At 50.3% G+C, this 20,365-nt stretch carries 18 protein-coding genes; 12 read left to right on the top strand and 6 right to left on the bottom strand.

What is annotated here, in order from left to right; translation table 11 throughout:
- Positions 1 to 142 precede the first annotated feature (142 nt).
- Positions 143 to 808 (top strand): hypothetical protein, encoded by a 666-nt coding sequence (locus C8E01_RS20575; protein WP_116545336.1) that lies wholly within the window; start codon positions 143 to 145, stop codon positions 806 to 808.
- Positions 809 to 856: 48 nt separating this feature from the next.
- Here C8E01_RS20575 and C8E01_RS20570 read toward each other — a convergent pair whose 3' ends face one another.
- The 3 genes from C8E01_RS20570 to C8E01_RS20560 form a co-directional block, all read right to left on the bottom strand.
- The gene (locus C8E01_RS20570) at positions 857 to 1,870 is read right to left on the bottom strand and encodes a M28 family peptidase (RefSeq protein ID WP_243409738.1); all 1,014 of its coding nucleotides are present in this window, start codon (positions 1,868 to 1,870) and stop codon (positions 857 to 859) included.
- Complete coding sequence (cysS, locus tag C8E01_RS20565; protein WP_116545351.1) at positions 1,860 to 3,353, bottom strand: cysteine--tRNA ligase; 1,494 nt, start codon at positions 3,351 to 3,353, stop codon at positions 1,860 to 1,862. The genes C8E01_RS20570 and cysS overlap by 11 nt, the downstream gene beginning before the upstream one ends.
- Before the next feature lie 116 nt (positions 3,354 to 3,469).
- On the bottom strand, positions 3,470 to 4,600 hold the full coding sequence (locus C8E01_RS20560) for an endonuclease/exonuclease/phosphatase family protein (RefSeq protein WP_116545350.1): 1,131 nt from the start codon (positions 4,598 to 4,600) through the stop codon (positions 3,470 to 3,472).
- A 213-nt stretch (positions 4,601 to 4,813) separates the two neighbouring features.
- Here C8E01_RS20560 and C8E01_RS20555 point away from each other — a divergent pair, with 213 nt between their 5' ends.
- The 3 genes from C8E01_RS20555 (at position 4,814) to infB (ending at position 9,737) form a co-directional block, all read left to right on the top strand.
- Entirely contained in the window at positions 4,814 to 5,287 is a 474-nt protein-coding gene (locus tag C8E01_RS20555; protein ID WP_243409737.1) for a ribosome maturation factor RimP, read from the top strand.
- 7 nt (positions 5,288 to 5,294) lie between these two features.
- Entirely contained in the window at positions 5,295 to 6,548 is a 1,254-nt protein-coding gene (gene nusA, locus C8E01_RS20550; RefSeq protein WP_116545333.1) for a transcription termination factor NusA, read from the top strand.
- A 117-nt stretch (positions 6,549 to 6,665) separates the two neighbouring features.
- Positions 6,666 to 9,737 (top strand): translation initiation factor IF-2, encoded by a 3,072-nt coding sequence (gene infB, locus C8E01_RS20545; RefSeq protein WP_116545332.1) that lies wholly within the window; start codon positions 6,666 to 6,668, stop codon positions 9,735 to 9,737.
- A gap of 212 nt (positions 9,738 to 9,949) precedes the next feature.
- On the opposite strand, the gene C8E01_RS20540 is transcribed toward infB, so the two are convergent.
- Both C8E01_RS20540 and C8E01_RS20535 read right to left on the bottom strand, forming a co-directional pair.
- A complete protein-coding gene (locus C8E01_RS20540; protein WP_116545331.1) occupies positions 9,950 to 10,294 on the bottom strand; it encodes a hypothetical protein in 345 nt (114 codons plus the stop codon).
- A gap of 93 nt (positions 10,295 to 10,387) precedes the next feature.
- Entirely contained in the window at positions 10,388 to 11,347 is a 960-nt protein-coding gene (locus C8E01_RS20535; RefSeq protein ID WP_116545330.1) for a DUF3078 domain-containing protein, read from the bottom strand.
- Between the two features lie 199 nt (positions 11,348 to 11,546).
- On the opposite strand from C8E01_RS20535, the gene C8E01_RS20530 reads away from it, so the two are divergent.
- From C8E01_RS20530 to C8E01_RS20500, 7 genes are all read left to right on the top strand, one after another.
- Positions 11,547 to 12,329: an enoyl-CoA hydratase/isomerase family protein gene (locus C8E01_RS20530; RefSeq protein WP_116545329.1), complete on the top strand. Its 783-nt coding sequence runs from the start codon at positions 11,547 to 11,549 to the stop codon at positions 12,327 to 12,329.
- 103 nt (positions 12,330 to 12,432) lie between these two features.
- On the top strand, positions 12,433 to 13,932 hold the full coding sequence (locus C8E01_RS20525; protein ID WP_116545328.1) for a lipopolysaccharide biosynthesis protein: 1,500 nt from the start codon (positions 12,433 to 12,435) through the stop codon (positions 13,930 to 13,932).
- A 16-nt stretch (positions 13,933 to 13,948) separates the two neighbouring features.
- Positions 13,949 to 14,398: a dUTP diphosphatase gene (gene dut, locus C8E01_RS20520; protein WP_116545327.1), complete on the top strand. Its 450-nt coding sequence runs from the start codon at positions 13,949 to 13,951 to the stop codon at positions 14,396 to 14,398.
- Between the two features lie 155 nt (positions 14,399 to 14,553).
- On the top strand, positions 14,554 to 15,561 hold the full coding sequence (locus tag C8E01_RS20515) for a sugar phosphate nucleotidyltransferase (protein WP_116545326.1): 1,008 nt from the start codon (positions 14,554 to 14,556) through the stop codon (positions 15,559 to 15,561).
- 12 nt (positions 15,562 to 15,573) lie between these two features.
- On the top strand, positions 15,574 to 17,346 hold the full coding sequence (locus tag C8E01_RS20510) for a tetratricopeptide repeat protein (protein ID WP_243409736.1): 1,773 nt from the start codon (positions 15,574 to 15,576) through the stop codon (positions 17,344 to 17,346).
- On the top strand, positions 17,339 to 18,082 hold the full coding sequence (locus C8E01_RS20505) for a DUF4292 domain-containing protein (RefSeq protein ID WP_116545325.1): 744 nt from the start codon (positions 17,339 to 17,341) through the stop codon (positions 18,080 to 18,082). Before C8E01_RS20510 ends, C8E01_RS20505 begins: the two co-directional genes overlap by 8 nt.
- An 83-nt stretch (positions 18,083 to 18,165) precedes the next feature.
- Complete coding sequence (locus C8E01_RS20500; protein ID WP_116545324.1) at positions 18,166 to 19,401, top strand: murein hydrolase activator EnvC family protein; 1,236 nt, start codon at positions 18,166 to 18,168, stop codon at positions 19,399 to 19,401.
- Between the two features lie 279 nt (positions 19,402 to 19,680).
- Here the strand turns inward: C8E01_RS20500 and C8E01_RS20495 are convergent, their stop codons facing one another.
- A complete protein-coding gene (locus tag C8E01_RS20495; protein WP_116545323.1) occupies positions 19,681 to 19,962 on the bottom strand; it encodes a hypothetical protein in 282 nt (93 codons plus the stop codon).
- A gap of 177 nt (positions 19,963 to 20,139) precedes the next feature.
- Here C8E01_RS20495 and C8E01_RS20490 point away from each other — a divergent pair, with 177 nt between their 5' ends.
- Positions 20,140 to 20,349, top strand: coding sequence for a Sec-independent protein translocase subunit TatA/TatB (locus C8E01_RS20490; protein WP_101446552.1), 210 nt, complete (start codon positions 20,140 to 20,142; stop codon positions 20,347 to 20,349).
- Positions 20,350 to 20,365: the final 16 nt, after the last annotated feature.

Raw genomic sequence — 20,365 nt, 5'->3', positions numbered from 1 at the left:
GTTTCCCTCTACCTGGCACTAAATGTCACTGCCTTATCACCTGCCTATACCAGGCATGGCTGTACCTTGCTCTCTTAAATCTAATTCAACCCCTCACTCGTTATATAAAGTGTTATCTGCAAGCATTTTAAGCATTGAAAACATGGCACATAAACCACTTGTAAATTCCTGGCTGCCGCTCTTGCTACTCCTGACAGGTATAGTTGGCTGTTCCTCATCTACACAGATCTTAGGCTCCTGGAAAAGTCCTGAGATTGAGGCGCAGAACTACCAGCGGGTTGTGGTGGCTGCTCTGACCGACAATGTGCTGGCCCGGCAGGAGGTAGAGAACGACCTGCAGGCTCAATTGAAAATGCGCGGCATACAGGCGACTCGCAGCATTGACTTGTTCCCGCCCTCTGCTACTGCTAAAGCCGGACCTGACGTCAACGTGCTCATCGAGCGCATGAAGGATGGCGGGCATGATGCCATCCTGACGGCCGCGCTGGTAGACGAGCAAACCGAAACCCGTTACGTGCCAGGCAATATGGGGTATCGCCCCATGACGCGGTTTATCTGGTATGGCAGTTTCAGAGGCTACTACAACTTCTGGCACCCCACGCTGTACGATCCCGGCTACTACACCGAAGACAAGGTATACTACCTTGAAACTAACCTCTACGATGTCAATACTGACCAGCTGGTTTGGTCAGCCCAATCCAAGTCGCATAGCCCTCGCAGCCTGCGCAAGGCAGCCAGCCAGTTTGCTGAACTCACCGTGCAAAAAATGACGGAAGACAATGTGCTGCCCTCCGTTGTAAGACAATAAAAAAGGCGCTCCATGGAGCGCCTTTTTTATTGCTGACTAGGTATAGCCCTACTCGTTATACAGCACGTGAAGCACGGTTTGGCCTACTGCCTTCAGAGTGTTCTTGCTGATGATATCCATCGTGTCGGTATGGCGGTGATGGTAGTGTCCAAAGTAGTCGTCCTGGTTCGCCATGTTGTACTCGATGATGTCGATCATGCGGATGCCTGCCACTGTGTTCACGTAATAGTGGTCGTCGGTAATGGCCGGGGCGTTCACATACTTAAAGTAGTCAGAGTAGCCAATGCGGTTACCAGCACGCCATACCTTGTCCACAATGTTGCGAGCATACTGCATAGACGTCCCCTCACGGGCAAACTTGGCATTCTCGGCTCCTACCATGTCGAGCAGGATGCCGTAGTTCGCTTTGTAATTCGACTTGTGCTTGTTCTTGCTCCAGTACTGCGAACCCAGACACCAATCGTCCTGCATGTAGGGATGCTCACTGTTGTCCGGACGGCCGTAGTCTTCCCCATCAAAGAAAATGATGTCGATGCCTATACCTGGTTTCTGCTCAGCAGCCTGTATGGTGCGGGCAATTTCGAGTAGCACGCCCACGCCACTGGCACCGTCGTTAGCGCCGTCGATGGGTTTGTTCTGGTCCTTATCGTCTTTGTCAGCAAAGGGGCGTGTATCCCAATGCGCGGCCAGCAGTACCCGTTTGGTTGCGTTCGGGTTGATGGTGCCGATAATGTTGCGCAGGTTCAGCATGGTGCCATCAAAAGCCTTTGCCTGGAAGGTCTGTACCTGTACTTCGGCACCGTAACCGCGCAGCGTTTCGATCAGCCACTCCCCTGTTTTGTAATGCTCTGCCGTGTTGGGCACGCGGGGCCCGAAAGCCACCTGCCGGTCCACAAAGTGATAAGCCGAGTCGGCATTGAACTCAGGCGCCTGCACCACAGCTTCTTCCACCTCTGTAGTCGCCACACGTTCGTTGCTGCTTCCGTTCTCAGAAGAGTCGCAGCTGTTAAGTCCCATCGCTCCAAACAGCAGCATAGCCAGTAGCTTCATATTATTCTTCATAAGCCCAGTCAATTCCGGTTTTCAGGTCCTTGATCACGATGCCTTGCTTTTTCAGTTCAGCACGGATAGCATCTACCTTGTCATACGCTTTATTCTCCTTTGCTTCTTTGTAAAAGCCGAGTACCAATTCCAGCATATTTTCCATGTCAGCAGTCGGCTCATCTTTCAGTCCCAGCACATTGCTTACCAGTTCGGTATAGGTTGTGCGGATAGTATCGAAAGTGCCGCGCGTTAGCGCCCCAATCTGCAGCTGCCCCAGGTATAGGCTGTTAATCTTCTTGAGCAGGTTGAAAAGCGAAGCGATTGCGCGGGCCGTGTTCAGGTCATCGTTCAAGCCGCGGAAGCAGTCCTCTGTCAGCTTCAGCAGATCATCATTCAGCTTCTCATCCGGCGTATCTACGCCTTCCTCCGGGTAGTTCAACTTCTCAAGTACGCGCATACCGTTCATCAGCTTTCTATACCCTTTTTGAGCAGCCTGCAGCGCCTCGTTGCTAAAGTCGAGGGGGCTGCGGTAATGCGCCTGCAGGATAAAGAAGCGAATGGTCATCGGACTGTAGGCCTGCTCCAACATTTGGTGATTACCACTAAAGAGCTCGCTCAGGTTGATGAAGTTGCCCAGCGACTTGCCCATCTTCTGCCCGTTCACCGTGATCATGTTGTTGTGCACCCAGTAGCGGGCGGCATCACTATGACTGTGGCTCGCTTGGCTCTGCGCGATCTCGCATTCGTGGTGCGGGAACATCAGATCAAGTCCACCACCATGGATGTCGAAGGTTTCGCCCAGGTACTTGCGGCTCATGGCCGAGCACTCGAGGTGCCAGCCCGGGAAGCCGTCGCTCCAAGGAGAAGGCCAGCGCATGATGTGCTGCGGCGAGGCTTTTTTCCAGAGCGCGAAGTCCAGCGGCGAACGCTTTTCGCCCTGCCCCTCTGTGTCACGGGTGTTGCTCAGCAAATCCTCAATAATGCGACCGGACAGCTTGCCGTAGTTGTTATTCTTATGGTAGGTTGGCACATCAAAGTATACCGAACCGTTCACCTCGTAAGCCATGCCATTCTCGAGTATCTCCTGTATCATCTGAATCTGCTCGATGATGTGGCCGGAAGCACGCGGTTCTATGTCAGGTGACTTTGCATTCAGCGTGGCCATGTCCTGCTGGTACACATTGGTATAATGTTGTACCACTTCCATCGGTTCGAGGTGCTCCAGCTTCGCTCTCTTCTGGATCTTGTCCTCGCCTTCATCGGCATCGTTTTCAAGGTGCCCTACGTCGGTGATGTTGCGCACGTAGCGCACCTTGTAGCCCAGGTATTTGAGGTAACGGTACAGCACATCGAAGGTAACGGCACTGCGTGCATGGCCTAGGTGCGGCTCACCGTACACCGTCGGTCCGCAAACGTACATACCCACAAAGGGTGCGTGCAGCGGTTCGAACAGTTCTTTTTTGCGCGTGAGCGTGTTGTACAGGTTCAGTTTGTGTTGCATGGTATCGATAAAGCACAGCATGCGCAAGGAGCATGCCTTCTGTTTATACTTAATTATTCCGGTTAACTCAACTGGCCAACCAATGTTCAAAACTAAAAAATTATACCGGCAGTACCTTACTCCTCCTTCGGTTTGATGACGTAGGTCGCCGAAATGGGGAAGTGGTCGGAGAGCGGCATTTCGTAGTGTGTTTTAAAATCGTGCGCCTCCAGTCCTTCGCTGTAGAACTGGTTATCAATACGCAGGAATGGCAAAGGTCCGTTGTACGTAGCCCCTACACCATTGCCAGCCTTCTCAAAAGAGTTGTTCAACTCGCTTACCAGCTGACTGTAGGTATAGCTAAACGGGATGTCGTTAAAGTCGCCCGTCACGATAACCGGATAAGGTGAAGTTTTCACATGGTCGAGCAACTCCTGCACCTGCATAGCCCGGGCGCGAAAGCCCATGCGCAGACGGCGGGCCAGGTTGCGGCTCTCTTTTTTAAAGCTTGCCTCGTCGCCTATTGCAGTGTAAGTATTCTCGATATCTTCTGCCCTGATGCTCATTGACTGCAGGTGCACGGCGTATACCCTGACCGTATCCCCTTTCACGTTAATGTCAACCCAGGCGGCCCGGTTGGCGCTACGTTTTGTTGTATTTGAGAAGTGCAGTGTATTCCCACTTACGATAGGATATTTTGAGAAAATTACAACGCCAACATCAGAAACAATACGGTCACTCTGGTAAGTAGAGGCGAACACATACCGGTTATACCTTTTCCCGATCCGGTTGAAATTATTAAACTCAGTGGAGTTGACGCGGCTGTAAAACTCCTGCAGGCAGAACACATCGGCAGGATGCGTAGCTACCCAGTCGACCATCTCTTCCGACACACGCGGCACACCTTCCACAATCTTTTCGTAGGCGTTGAAAATATGCACGTTGAAGCTGAGCACCTCCAGCGTTTTGGTTCCTGTTGGCAACTCCTTATCCCATGAAATGGACACCAGCCGACCGTAATGGTTCCAGCCAAGACCGATAACGGCAAGGGGCAGAAACACATACCAGGAGCGCTTCAAAAGCCAGTAAATAAAGAATAGAAAATTGAGGACCAGCGCACCTGGAAGTGAGAAAGCCATGAAGCCGGCAGGCCAGAATTCGTAGGGGGGCACGCGCATGCTTAACACCCCGAGCAGCAGCCAAAGCACCACCAGGATATTGAGGATCAGCCAGATTTTCCGGCGTATTTGTTTGAATGTACCTGCCACGGTGGCAAACTTACAAATTATGCCTGTAGGAATGTCAAACCTAGCTTCAGAATAATTGCCCAAATGCCCCTCGAAATATCCAGAAACCATATAATTACAGCGCACTTCAACACATATTGTTGTTTATATAATGTTTTTATAGTAAATTTGTGACATTATTTCCAAGGAGATGAGGGGACGCGAGGTCCCCTTCTTTATTTTCTTTAATTGACTATGGCAATAACGGCACAAAATATTCGCGTCATGGCTGAGGCCAGTCTACCTGAAAACGACCTTTTCATCGTAGATGTAACGGTGTCTGATTCGGCAGTGCGCCCTAAGATAACTGTGCTGGCTGATGGCGAGCAGGGCATCACAATAGACCAGTGCGCCAGCATTAGCCGCCGCGTCAATGCAAAGATCGTAGAGGAGTATGGCGAGGAAATGTCTTATGTGCTGGAGGTGAGCTCACCGGGTGTGGACTTTCCACTCTCGCAGCCGCAGCAGTACAAGCGAAACATCGGTCGTAGCCTGAAACTGAAAATGCAGGACGGCACCGAGAAAACCGGCAAGCTGGAGGAAGTAACAGAAACAGGTATAAACCTGACACAAGAAATCAAACAAAAAGGCAAAAAGGCAACGTATGAGCCTGTGCAAATACCTTTCGGGGAGATTGTAAAAGCAAATGTTGTAATATCTTTTAAATGATAAAATAATGAACAGTTCAGTCCTGATCGAGTCGTTCGCTGAATTTGCGAAATTCAAGAACATAGACCGCCCGACGATGATGCGCATCCTGGAGGATGTATTCCGTACCATGATCCGCAAAAAGTGGGGTACCGACGAGAACTTTGACATCATCCTGAACGTGGAAAAGGGTGACCTCGAAATCTGGCGCAACCGCGAAATCGTGGACGACAACTCGGAGGACATCTGGGATCATGACAAGATCGCCCTATCGGAGGCGCAGAAGATTGAACCTGACTTTGAGGTGGGTGAAGAGGTATCGGAAGAGATACAGTTGGAAGACTTCGGTCGACGCGCTGTATTGACTGCCCGTCAGACCCTGATCCAGCGCATCAAGGACATGGAGAAAGAGCTCCTCTTCCAGAAGTATAAGGACCTGGTGGGTGAGATCATCTCGGGTGAGGTATACCAGGTATGGAACCGCGAAGTGTTGCTGCTCGACCAGGAAGAAAACGAACTGCTGATCCCGAAAGGCGAGCAGATCCCGAAGGACCGCTATCGCAAAGGCGACGTGGTGCGCGCTGTAGTACAGCGTGTTGAGATCGTGAACGGCAACCCGAAGATCATTCTTTCCCGTACATCCCCAGCATTTTTGGAGCGCCTGTTTGAGAACGAGGTACCAGAGATTTACGACGGCCTGATCGCGATCAAAAAAATTGTGCGTGAGCCCGGCGAGCGTGCCAAAGTAGCCGTAGAATCGTTTGACGACCGTATTGACCCGGTTGGTGCCTGTGTGGGCATGAAGGGTTCCCGTATTCACAGCATCGTGCGCGAGCTGGAGAACGAGAACATCGACGTGATCAATTACACCGACAACCTGGAACTCTACATTCAGCGTGCCCTTAGCCCGGCTAAGATCACCAGCATGAAAATAGACAACGAGAGTGGCCGCGTATCGGTGTTTCTGAAGCCAGACCAGGTTTCCCTGGCCATTGGTAAAGGCGGACAGAACATTAAGCTGGCCAGCAAACTGGTGGACATGGAGATCGATGTGTTCCGCGAGTCCGAGGTGTACGAAGAAGACATCAGCCTGGAGGAATTCACAGACGAAATCGAGGACTGGGTGATTGCAGAACTGCGTCGCATCGGTTTGGACACAGCCAAGAGCGTACTGGCCGTTTCGAAAGAAGACCTGCTTCGCAGAACAGAATTGGAAGAAGAAACGATTGAAAGCGTGCTCTCTATCCTGCGCGAAGAGTTGGAAGAAGAAGACAATCAATAGTTGTGAGTTGCGCTCCGTTACTGTAATTTTGAAAAATATTCAGAACGGGGCTCAGTTCTATACCTTGCAAGGCAGCTATAGTATATTAACAGAATAATAAAGACAGCATATCAGAACATGGCAGAAGACAAAATCAGGAGGCTCAAACAGGTTGCAACTACTTTAAACATTGGTACAGCTACCATTGTGGATTACCTCTCTGCTAAAGGCTTTGACGTGGAAAACAAACCCACCACCAAAATCACGGCAGAGCAGTTCGGTATGCTGGCTAAGGAGTTCGCCTCTTCAATGCAAGACAAGATTGAAGCAGAAGAACTGAATATCGGCAAGAAACCACAAAGCAACCAGATTGTGGAATCGGAGCCTCATCATGAGCCAAAGAAAACATCAGAGCCTGAGCAAGAGATTCTGATCAAGAACGCGCAGCAGCCGAAAAGCGAAGCCGCAGAGGCGAAGCCAAGAGCAGAACCAGCGCCAGCGCCAGTTGAATCAAAACTCCCGGGTATAAAAGTACTCGGCAAAATAGAGCTTGACGCCAAAGGCCGTCCAGTGCCGAAGGCTGCTCCTAAGCCTGAAGAGCCAAAGGCGCCTGCAGCGGAGCAGCCAAAAGCCCCGGAAGCGAAAGCGCCTGAGCAGCCAGTTGCTGCTCCTCAGGAAGAGAAGCCTGTGGAGAAGCCGGCAGCGCCTGTGCAGGAAACACCTGCCGCACCTGCAGCCGAAACACCTAAAGCCGAAACCCCTCAGGTGGAAGCTCCAAAAGCTGAAACGCCACAGCAATCGGCAACGCCTCCTGCCCCTGCTGCGGAACAGAAACCAGCTGACAAACCAGTTGAAAAAGAACAGGCTCCTGCGCAAGCAGCGGCACCACAGGCACCGGAAAAGCCGGCACCTGCCACTCCTGAAGAAAAAGGACCAGAACAAATAGAAACAATTACAGCAAAAGCCGACCAGCTGAAAGGCCTTACGGTGCTAGGCAAGATTGAATTGCCAGACAGCTCCCGTAGAAAAGGAACCAAGCCGGTAGCGTCTTCTGATGACAAGAAGGCCGGTAAGAAGAAAAAGCGCAAGCGCATTATTGTGGCTGGCCCGGAACAGGGTGGCAGCCAGAGCCAGGGACAAAGTGTTTCTAATCCACAGGCTCGGCCTATCCAGCATACGGGTGGCGGAGGCGGAGGCTATCAGGGCAATCGTCCGGGACAACGTCCTGGTGGCGGACCTGGAGGCCCAGGCGGACGTGGACCACGCAATGCCTCGGGACCACGTGTAGAAAAAGCAGAAGTAACGGATAAGGAAATCCAGGAGCAGATCAAAGCGACGCTTGCTAAGCTAAGCGGCGGTAAAGGGGGCGGTGGTAACCGTGCCAAATACCGTCGTGAGAAGCGCTCTGCTATTGCGGATGCAACAGAAGAGCGTCGTTTGATGGAGCAGGCAGAGTCGAAGACCCTGCGTGTAACAGAATTCGTATCAGCTAATGACCTGGCCGCGCTGATGAACGTGAGCGTGAATGATGTCATCAAGGTATGTATGCAGCTGGGTATGTTCGTATCCATCAACCAACGCCTTGATGCCGAAGCCATCACCATCATTGCAGACGAGTTCGGCTATTCCGTTGAGTTCATCACATCAGAAGATGAGCAGGCGCTTGAAGAAGCTCTGGAAGAAAACGAAGAGGATCTGTTGGACCGCGCTCCGATTGTGACCATCATGGGTCACGTTGACCATGGTAAAACTTCCCTCCTCGACTATATACGTAATGCCAACGTAACTGCGGGCGAGGCTGGCGGTATCACGCAGCACATTGGTGCCTACAGCGTGAAAACCGAAGGCGGCCGTACTGTTACCTTCCTCGATACTCCTGGTCACGAAGCCTTTACGGCCATGCGTGCCCGTGGTGCGAAAGTAACAGACGTTGTTATTATTGTGGTAGCGGCCGACGACTCGGTGATGCCACAGACAAAAGAAGCGATCAACCACGCACAGGCTGCTGGCTCGCCGATCATCATTGCTCTGAACAAGATTGACAAGCCAAGCGCTAACCCAGATAAGGTGCGTGAGGAACTTGCCCAGATGAATATTCTGGTTGAAGAGTGGGGTGGTAAATACCAGTCGCAGGAAGTCTCTGCCAAAACTGGTCAGGGTGTAAATGACCTGCTGGAAAAAGTACTGCTTGAAGCGGAACTGCTGGAGCTTAAGGCTAACCCGGACAGAAATGCAGTTGGTACTGTGATTGAAGCATCGCTTGATAAAGGTCGTGGCTATGTAGCTACCGTGCTGGTGCAGACGGGTACGCTGAATATTGGCGATGTGGTGCTGGCAGGCTCTCATTACGGTAGAGTAAAAGCCATGACAGACCACCGCGGTCGCAAAATGAAAGTGGCTGGCCCTTCTACTCCGGTACAGCTTCTTGGCCTTGACGGTGCACCACAGGCTGGTGACAAGTTCCAGGTAATGGAGTCGGAGCGTGAAGCCCGTGAGATTGCAAGCAACCGCGCGCAATTGCAGCGAGAGCAAAGCCTGCGCACACGTAAGCACATCACTTTGGACGAGATCGGCCGTCGATTGGCGATCGGTACGTTCAAGGAGCTGAACGTGATTGTAAAAGGTGACGTGGACGGTTCCGTGGAAGCACTTTCCGATTCCCTGTTGAAGCTTTCGACAGCAGAGGTGCAGGTGAATATCATCAACAAAGGTGTAGGCGCTATCTCTGAGTCTGACGTTTTGCTTGCCTCGGCTTCCGACGCGATCATCATTGGTTTCCAGGTGCGTCCTTCGCAGAATGCCCGCAGACTGGCAGAGCAGGAGCAAATCGACGTTCGTCTGTACTCCATCATCTACGATGCCATTAACGAGGTGAAGGATGCGATGGAAGGTATGCTTGCTCCTACCATGAAAGAGGAGATTACCGGTAACGCTGAAGTTCGCGATGTGTTCCGCATCACCAAGGTTGGTACGATTGCAGGCTGTATGATCACAGACGGCTCTATTCAGCGTAACTCCAGAGTGCGTTTGGTACGTGACGGCATCGTAGTGCACGATGGCGAGATTCTGGCACTGAAGCGTTTCAAAGACGATGTGTCTGAAGTGCGCCAGGGTTACGAGTGTGGTATCAGCCTGAGAGGATACAACGACATCGAGATTGGTGACGTGATCGAAGCTTACGTAGAGAAAGAAGTGAAGCGTACGCTCTAGTTAGCTGCTTCATGAAACATAAAGAAGGCTCCTGCGAATGCGGGAGCCTTTTGTTTTTAGACTTGAGAAAGGTGACGGCAAACGGGCAGCAACCAGCCACCAATCAATGTCAGCAAGCGCTATACCTGCCAAATAATTGGACACACTGGGATAAAACAAAAAAGCCCCGCCTTTATTAAGGGCGGGGCTTCTAATGCTTTTGGCAGAAATTATTACAATGAATGCCGAGCAAGACGGCGCTTATCGCGCTTGTGCTTGCGGTGCATTTCCTTCTCTTTTTTCAGAATGGCTTCCATTCGCTTGCTTCCTTTGATGCGGTCTTTGGTGAAGCGGGTACGGTTGGAGTTTTCATAGGCATTCCAGCGTGAATCCATACCTGCGGCGCGTGCGCCAACGGCATCAGCTGTTGTACCCTTTTCCTGCACCCTGGCAGTACCCCAGTATTCGTCTTTCCCTGAGTTCAGCGAAGTGCTCGAAGAACTGGAATTCTGTGCCATTGCATCAGACACAAACAGGAGGAAAGCTAGAGAGAATAGTAACGATATGATTTTTTTCATAAATCCACTTTTGATAATGTATCTATACAACGTACATTATGCGCTAAAGTATACATTTTTAGTGAATAACAAGAAGTACAAGACAAAAGTTTACTATTCAAATTTGTAGGATAATCCTATTCCCATCGTTTCTTTCAGCTGTAATCGAGGGCCTTTGCCATCCATTGTACCATCCCCGCTACGGTCTATATCGATCAAAATATCATCATCGTAGATCATATGTAAAAACAGACTCGCTGACAGAAACTTATTCACTTTGAAGTTTACCAGGTTCTCCCAGTTCACATCAATGTTCTTGGCATTGCGCAGGTAGTTGGAGAATAGGTCGGCTTTAGATTGCAAGGTCACATTTTTAAAAATCTCATTGCGAAAGCGCACGTTCACAAAGCCACCGAACTCCTCGCGCAGTCGCTCCCCTGTACCAGGTATAAGGTTTCCTTCAAGGTCGCGCTGAGCGGGCTCCACCCCAAAGGCCCCGTAGTCAGCCATGCGCTGGTTTAGCACAGCCGTAAACTTGCCGGTAAAAGGAGAAATGAAGACCGAAAGTTTAGGATTGGGTTTGTAGTCCATCCCAATCGAGGCCAGCATAAAAGCGGGTGCCATAAAGTTAGAGATTACCGAATCACGCTCAGGGGTATAAGTCGGGCTGATCTGGGTGCGGGTGTTGAGCTGCGCCGTATAAAACCATTTACTTGATGCCTGACGACCATACTTGAGGTTAAGCTCCAGCCGGTCATCACTTTTCCGGAGACGCTGCTCCTGCAGTTTCACGGTGCCGTAAGTCAGGTCCAGGGTATTGTTCCAGGTGTTTTTGCCCTTCTTGTAGTTGCTATAGATATTCATTATGCCCAGTGCTGACAACGAATTCTGCCCTCCGGCAGCCCAGTTGCTAAGACTTACCTGACTGAAATTGACCGTGCCGGTACCGCCAAAGTCCCAGATATTTTGCACCGCCGCTGTATCGACTGGGGTGTCTTGAGCTGAAGCGGAGAGTGAGCTAAAATGTGAAAGGAAGAAAAACAGAAAAAGAAAGCGTAATAAAGCCTTAAGCATGAAAATAAGGTATAAAGTGAGCGTACTATGTTTAAAAATTGTGCAAATATAACAAATTGCAACCGGAGGCACGAGGCTGACGTGAAACTTTAGGGAAGGTGCATTAGAACTGAGCCATTGTCAAGTTGCACTTTAGGGATTTAACTAAATCACTACTATATTTGCTGTTGTTATCTAATTACCTATACAGGATTAAACTATGTCTTTATTCGAAAACCTGCTGCTCAACCTCGAGAATGGTGTTTTGGTGATTACCATTAACCGTGCAGATAAGCTCAATGCCCTCAACATCGATACCATCAGGGAGATCAAGGCTGCCATCCAGCAAGTCTATGACGACCCTGCTGTGAGGGGTGCTATCTTTACCGGTGCCGGCGAGAAAGCGTTTGTGGCGGGTGCTGACATTTCAGAGATATCAGAACTGAGCGAGGTGAACGCCCGCGGATTTGCGGAGCGCGGCCAGGAAGTTTTCAGCATGATTGAACGCTGCACCAAGCCCGTGATCGCAGCCGTGAATGGCTTTGCGCTGGGTGGAGGTTGCGAACTGGCCATGGCCTGCCACATGCGCGTTGCCAGCGAAGGCGCCCGTTTTGGTCAGCCGGAAGTGAACCTGGGTCTGATACCGGGCTACGGTGGCACACAGCGCCTGACGCAGCTCATAGGCAAAGGCAAAGCCATGGAACTGATGATGACCGCCGACATGATTGGCGCGAACGAAGCCAAAGCACTCGGCCTGGTAAACCACGTAGTGCCTGCTGTAGAACTGATGCCAAAGTCGACGGAGATCATGAACAAAATTCTGTCGAAAGCACCACTTGCCATTGGCTTGGTGATTGACTGTGTGAACGCTGTTTACGACAAAGATGAGAACGGTTACCAGACAGAGGCCAACTCGTTTGCCCGCTGCTGCTCATCACAAGACTTTATTGAGGGCACCAACGCATTCCTCGAAAAACGCAAGCCTGTATTTAAAGGCGCTTAATTTTATACCTGCAGCAACGCGCTATACCTATCATAAAAGGCAGGTATAGCGCGTTCTGTCTTTTTAAGCTGATACCTATACCCACCCGCCCTAAAACAAACGCATGAGCATCGCCAAAAAACTGGTCGGGCAAACGGCTGCCTACGGACTAAGCAGCATTGTGGGCCGCGCGCTCAACTACCTGCTCGTACCGGTTCATACCTACGTATTCCATCCTGAAGCATTTGGGGTGGTATCCTATCTGTACGCTTTCGTAGCTTTCTTCAACGTCGTGTATACTTACGGCATGGAAACGGCATTTTTCCGTTTCGCCAACAAGCCTGAAAACGACCCCCAAACTGTATACAACCGTGTACTGAGTGCGATACTTCTAAGTAGCGCTGTTTTTACGGGTATCCTGTTGCTGCTTTCTCAGCATATAGCGGATTATATGGGATTCCCAGAACATCGGGAGTATATTGTGTGGCTAGCTCTGGTATTGGCTATCGATGCTATTGTGGCTATACCTTTTGCTTGGTTACGGCACCAGAACAAGGCTATCAAATTCGCTAGCATTAAGCTGGTCAACATTTTGATAACGGTGAGTGGCAACCTGTTTTTCCTGCTGCTGTTGCGCCAGATTTATGAAGGCACCTACCTACAGAACCTTCAGCCGCTAGCTGTCAGCTTGTATAATCCTGGTTTTGGAGTGGGCTATATTTTTCTCATCAATTTAGTAGCAAACGCCCTGCTGCTGCCTATGCTGTGGAAAGAGTTGCGCATCTTCCGCTTCAAGCTAGATATGGAGCAGCTAAAGCCTATGCTAATCTACGCATGGCCGCTTCTGTTCATGGGCCTAGCAGGAATGGTAAACGAGGTGATAGACCGTATCCTATTGGAGCTTTACCTGCCTGAGGGCTTTTACCCGAACAGAAGCAACTTTGCTGCGGTGGGTATCTACAGCGCCTGCTACAAACTGTCGATTTTCATGACATTGGCTATCCAAGCTTTTCGCTATGCCGCTGAGCCATTCTTTTTCTCACAGGCGCAAGAGAAAGACTCACCACAGGCCTTCGCCCTCGTCATGAAGTGGTTTGTTATTGCCTGTGCTTTCATTTTCCTTTTCGTTTCCGTCAACGCTGGTTTTTTTGCTGATCTGTTTCTACGCAGACCCGAATACCACGAAGGCCTGTTGGTGGTACCTGTATTGTTGCTTGCCAACCTGTTTCTGGGCATCTACTACAATCTCACTGTTTGGTTCAAGCTGACAGACAAAACGCACTTTGGCACCTACATTAGCTTTGGAGGCGCCGCTGTTACCATCGCTTTTAACCTGCTGCTCATACCTGTATTGGGTTACATGGGCTCTGCTATTGCCACGCTTATCTGTTACGCAGGTATGGCACTGGCGACTTACCTGTTGGGCAACGTGCATTACCCGATCCCCTACCCTGTCAAAACTATATTGGGCTACATCGCGCTTGCCACGGTGCTGGTGGCGGTGGCTTATTTTATACCTGTCGAGAACTTCTGGTTGCGCCACGCATACCACTTGTCGCTTTCAGGCATTTTCCTGGCGGTAGTCTGGTTCAGGGAGCGGGCCTACTTTCTAACTAAAAAATAATCTTTATCTTTAATAGATGAACACGACGAACTTACCGGTTAAAGTCATTAACCAATCCAAGCACGCACTCCCTTCTTACCAAACGGAGCACTCGGCAGGTATGGACCTGCGCGCCAACTTAGAAGCGCCTGTTACGCTTAAACCGCTACAGCGCGCCCTTATACCTACCGGCCTTTTCATTGAGCTGCCTGAAGGGCACGAGGCGCAGATCAGGCCCCGCAGCGGACTGGCCTACAAGCACGGTATTTCTATCGTGAACAGCCCAGGCACGATCGATGCCGACTACCGTGGCGAGATAAAAGTATTACTCGTTAACCTGAGTGATCAAGACTTTGTGGTAGAGGATGGTGAGCGGGTGGCCCAGATGGTGGTGGCACGCTACGAGCGTGTACAGTGGGCTGAAGCCGAAGTGCTGACAGATACCGAGCGCGGCGCTGGCGGCTACGGCAGCACGGGCACCAAGTAGTTCAACAGCGTCACTATCAACACAAGGTATAGCCAGCCCTTTTCCTTCTTTTTGGCAAGGGCTTAAACCAAACATTCAAAATACAGTATTAATCAAAACCAATAGTCGCCGGGCAGCACGTCCGGCTACATTTTTCAATCCATAAACTAATCGCTATGAGGATTATTGTACCTATGGCAGGTATGGGCAAGCGCATGCGCCCGCACACACTTACAGTTCCCAAACCACTTATACCTATCGCAGGCAAGCCGATCGTGCAGCGCCTGGTAGAAGACATTGCAAAGGTATGCCACGAGCCGATTGAGGAGGTGGCCTTCATTATCGGTCACTTCGGCGAGGCCGTGGAGCGCGACCTGAAGGCTATCGCCGAGTCAGTAGGCGCCAAGGGCAGCATTTTTTACCAGGAGGAAGCCCTGGGAACAGCGCACGCCATCATGTGCGCGCAGGATTCGCTGGAAGGCAAGGTAGTGGTCGCTTTTGCCGACACCCTGTTCAAAGCCGACTTCCAACTCGACACCAACGCCGATGGCACCATCTGGGTGCAGCGCGTAGAGGATCCGCGTCCGTTTGGCGTGGTTAAGCTTAACGACAACGGTGAGATTACCGACTTTGTGGAGAAGCCGCAGGAGTTCGTATCGGACATGGCCATTATCGGTATTTACTACTTTAAGGACGGTGCCTACCTGCGCAATGAGTTGCAGTACCTGCTCGACAACGACATCAAAGACAAGGGCGAATACCAGCTGACCAACGCGCTGGAAAACATGAAAAATAAAGGCACGAAATTTATTCCTGCCGTTATCTCAGAATGGCTCGATTGTGGCAACAAAGATGCAACTGTTTACACAAATCAACGCTATTTAGAATATATAAAGGATGAGAAAGACCTGGTAGCCGCGTCGGCTGATATCCAGAACTCGGTTATCATCCCACCCGTGTATATCGGAGAGAATGCCGTGATTCACAATTCAGTGGTAGGCCCGCACGTTTCTATTGGAGACAACACCAGCGTATTGGCTTCTATTCTGAGCAATTCCATCGTTCAGAAAGAGTCGACCATCAAAAACGGGAACATAGCAAACTCAATGGTAGGTAATTTTGTTTCCTATGAAGGACGCCAGTCGGACCTGAGCCTTGGCGACTACAATACGCTCAAAGATTAGCATACCCATTTTATGACCCGATTCAGAAACATTGCGCTCGCCATTTGCTGCCTTGCACTGGTCGCGACCGGCGAAAGCCAGGCCCAGTCTAAGAAGAAAAAAAAGAAGGGCAAGGAGAAGAGCGAGACCGAACAGGTAGCCATACCTGTGCCGCAGCCCGAACCCAGCGAGCAGGAAAAGCTGCTGAGCGAGGCATTGTTTCTGGAGGGCATGAAATACTTTATGCTGGAGGACTACAAGCAGGCGCTTAGTCAGTTTCAGAAAGCATACGCCGTCACCCCAACCAATGCGGCGCTTAACTACAAATTGGCCGAGACCTACATGCTGATGGAAAACCCAAAAGCGGGTGTTTCCTTTGCACAGGCTGCCATTGCCAACGACACAAAAAATCCATATTACTATCTGCTACTGGCGCAACTGCATACCGAACAGAAGCAGTACACAGAGGCGGCCCAGGCCTACAATGACCTGATGCGCAACGTGCCTGACCAGGAGCAGTACCTGTTCAATCTGGCGGAGCTATACCTGGCGCAGTCCAAGTATGACGATGCACTGAAAACCTATGACCGCATCGAGAAAAAATACGGGCCGCTGGAGCAGCTTTCCATGAACCGGCAGCAGATCTACCTGCGCCAGAAAAACATAGGGAAAGCCCTTGCAGAAGGCGAAAAGCTGATTGCGGCCAATCCTACGGAGATTCGCTACCTGCTGGCCCAGGCTGAGCTCTACAATGCCAGCCAAAAGCCGGACATCGCCATCGAAACGATCAACCGTGCCCTGCGCATCGAGCCCAATAACCCCTTCGCGCACCTGATGCTCTCGGACCTGCACCGGCAGAAAGGCAACCTGCAGGAATCTGAAAACCAGGTAAAGATCGCATTCGCCAGCACCGACCTCGATATTGATACCAAAGTGCGTATCTTGGTAGACTTCATTCGGCAGCTGCCTAACCCTGCCATAGAAGGTATAGCCCTCGAACTGGCGGACCTCACCATAGCATCTCACCCCGAGGAAGCGAAAGCCTATGCGGTGGCCGGGGACCTGCAAACCATCACTGGCAAAAAAGAAGCTGCCCGGGGAAACTACATCAAAGCTGTCAAACTGGATGATTCGCACTTTAAGATCTGGCAGCAGATCGTGCTGCTTGACGCCGAACTGGGCGAATCGGGTGATTTGGTGAAACACTCAGAGCAGGCGCTGGAGTTATTCCCGAATCAGGCCGTGTTCTGGTTTTACAACGGCACAGGCCATCTCATTGAAAAGAACTTTGACCGGGCTGCCAAGTCGTTGGAGCATGGCAAGCGCCTATCGGCAAGCGAACCCGAATTGGTGGCGCAGTTCAATGCACAGTTGGGGGATGCCTATAACTCCATCAAAGAGTATAAAAAATCAGACGAGGCATATGAGGCCGTGCTTTCGCAGGACCCTGACAATGAGCACGTACTCAATAACTACAGTTACTTTTTGTCGCTACGAGGCGAGCAACTACCCAAAGCCAAAGCCATGGCCGGCCGATTGGTAGAGCAACATCCTGCCAACCCAACTTACCTGGATACCTATGCCTGGGTGCTATACAAGATGGAAGATTATGAAGGCGCACTGAAGTATTTAGAGCAAGCCATTGCTGTTTCAGAGGATGCGACCATTGTAGAGCACTACGGCGACGTGCTGTTCAAACTGGGCAAGCGCGACGAGGCAGTTAGGCAGTGGGAAAAGGCCAAGCTTAAAGGAGAGGCATCTGCCTTCCTTGACAGAAAGATAAAAGAAAAGAAACTCTATGAATAAACAGCTCCTGCTATGCCTGCTGGGCATGCTCCTGTTTTCCGCCTGCAAAAAAGAAACGATCCCTTCTGCCGCTTCCGCCGCCACCGAAACCGTTGGCAACGTTACTGTCCAAAATCTGGAATTCACCTACCTGAATGCCCGCGGCCAACTCAAGTTTGATGACAAAGGCCAGAGCACGTCGTCGGGCTATGCATTGCGCATGCAGAAAGATAGTGTGATCTGGATCTCGGTGCTGCCGGGTCTAGGTATAGAGGCTGCCCGCATCAAGCTCACTCCTGACTCCGTGTACATGATGAACCGCATCCAGCGCGAGTACGCCGCCACCGACTACGCTTTTCTGAGTAAGCGATTCAACGTAGCGCTCGACTTTCAGGTGGTACAGGCCATTTTGTTGGGCAATTATCAGGCCAACGGTTCCGAAAAAGCCACTAACCAAGGGCAGATGCAGCACGTGCAGCAGCTGCGCCAGAACCTGCTGTTTGACTATTTCATCAGCTCTGAAAACCTGAAACTGCAACAGCTCAACGTGAAAGACCAGCTATCAGGCAATAGCATTGTGGTGCAGTATGAGAGTTTCCAACCTCTGGGCGATGTTCCGTTTGCCTACAACATGTTGGCTCAAATCCTGCAGTCGGGCCAGATCTCTGATTTCAATCTAAACCACACCAAAGTCACCGTTTCCGAGGACGTACTGGAGTTTCCTTTCAGTGTTCCTTCTGGTTACAAGCGACTTTAGCCGAATAAAATCCTACGGGTTCTGGTGCGGGCCATTTAGTTTTGCCATATTTGTAGGCTAAGTGTAGTATACCCCTATTTCTGATGAAGGCCCTTTACAAATCAGCCTTTTTCCTGATTATCCTGCTGTTGCCTTTGGTTACCCAAGCCCAAAAACAAAAATCGAAGGCGCAGCTCGAGAAAGAGAAAAAGGAAAACCTAAACCGTATTAAAGAAGCAAATCGCATTCTGCAGCAGACCAAGGTTCAGAAGGAGGCTTCTATTGGCCAGCTCAATGCCATTCAGGAAAAAATTGCGGTACAAAAGGGCGTTATCAGCACCATCTCCCGGGAAATACAGTTGCTGGAGTCGGGCATGAAGGAGACAGAAGGCATTGTGGGTGAACTGCAGGCCGACCTGGAGAGTCTGAAAGCCGAGTATGCCACCATGGTATACGCAGCCTCCAAAACCGCCAACAGCTACAACAAGCTCATGTTCGTGTTTGCCGCCGAGTCTTTCAACCAGATGGTACGCCGTTTTCGCTACCTGCAGCAGTACTCTGAAGCCCGCAAGAAACAAGTAGAGCAGATTAACAAAGTACAGGTGGCGCTTACAGGTCAACTACGTACCCTGGAATCGCAGCGGGAAGAGAAACGCGGTCTGCTTAATAAGCAGGTGGTGGAGAACAAGAACCTGCTTTCGCTCCGCACCCAGCAGGATAGCATGATCCAGAAGCTCAGCAAACAGGAAGAACAGCTCAAAAAGGAAGTGGCACAGCGCCAGCAGGCCGTCAGAAAGCTGGATAACCTCATCGCTGATATTGTGAAAGAGGAGATCGCCCGCGCTGCCCGTGCCGCCCGCGAAGAAGGTCGTGCCACCAGCGGAAGCTCGAACAAGATCACCCTCACCCCGGAAGCCGCGCTTATTTCCTCTTCATTTGCGGGCAACCGCGGACGCCTGGCCTGGCCCGTAGACCGAGGCTTTATTTCCCAGAAGTTCGGCCGTCATAACCACCCGGTACTGAAAGGTGTGGTTATAGAGAACAGAGGGATTGACATCCAGACCAGTCAGGGAGAGCCGGCGCGTGCCATATTTGAAGGCAAGGTGCTAACAGTAGCCAGCGTACCGGGCATGAATAATATTGTGATGGTGCAGCACGGTGAATACTTCGCAGTATACGCGAAACTACGCACTGTCAATGTGAAGGAGGGGCAGGTTGTGAAGCACAAAGATGTGATCGGAACCGTGTACACCGACGCAAACGGCACGACTGAACTGCAGTTCCAGCTTTGGAAAAACAACACCAACTTAAACCCGGAAAGCTGGATCAGGCCAAAGTAAACCTCTTGTTATACCTGTTATAAAAAAAGGCGCAGCCGGGCATCTTGATAAATGCCCGGCTGCGCCTTTTTATCTTCATTCCATCAGGAGCTTGGTTCCTATACCCCTATAAAAGAAAAAACACCCTACAAAGCAGGGTGCCTTTCCAAGCTATGAAAACAAACTTAAAATTATATTTAGACACTTTCTCCTATACGGGAAGGCTGTGTTAAATTTCTATGGATTAATTTACAACCTTTAAATTACACTTGCAAACAGAAGATTAAAAAAACTTAATATTTATTTTTCTCCTAACTTGCCACTTTGATTTCCACCTCTGCCAGGTGCTTTCGTGCAATTCTGTTGTACATGGCATATTACAAGTAGCTTGCCAAAAACGCCAAAAGTAGCAACCAACTGATTATCAGCAATAAATTTTACACCTGGAGTTTCTATTTTCCCTATATCGGAAAGTTTTTTTTCATTTTGGGAAAATGTCGTGCGCGTTCCGGCTCGAAAATATTTTGCCAGCAGCAGAGCAGCCTCTAAATTTATTTGCCCTCTATACGCCTCTTGTTGCATGAGGTTGCAACTTACTTGCAACGTATCTTAAAATGATATTTCTGTAGCGCGCCTTACCGATTCTCTTAAGCGATCAGCCAAGATAATAGCATCCCACTAAACTAATGTTTCCAAATGTGGGTTTAATTAAAATATAAGCTTTATTTTTGTAGCGATTCATCTTAAAATTTTAAGAACATGGTACTTACCAACACACTAGCATTTATCCAGAACATTGGGGGTGGCTCACTAATCCTGATCCTTGTGGTGATTCTGCTTCTTTTTGGAGCAAAGCGCATTCCAGAGCTTGCAAGAGGTCTGGGCCGTGGTATTCGCGAATTCAAAGATGCCACCAATGAAATCAAAGACGATCTGGAAAAGTCAACGAAGGATACTCCTGTAAAGTAATTCCCGGCATAACGCT

Source organism: Pontibacter virosus, from assembly GCF_003096355.1.
GTDB lineage: Bacteria > Bacteroidota > Bacteroidia > Cytophagales > Hymenobacteraceae > Pontibacter > Pontibacter virosus.
This window is presented reverse-complemented; position numbering and strand designations above follow the sequence as displayed.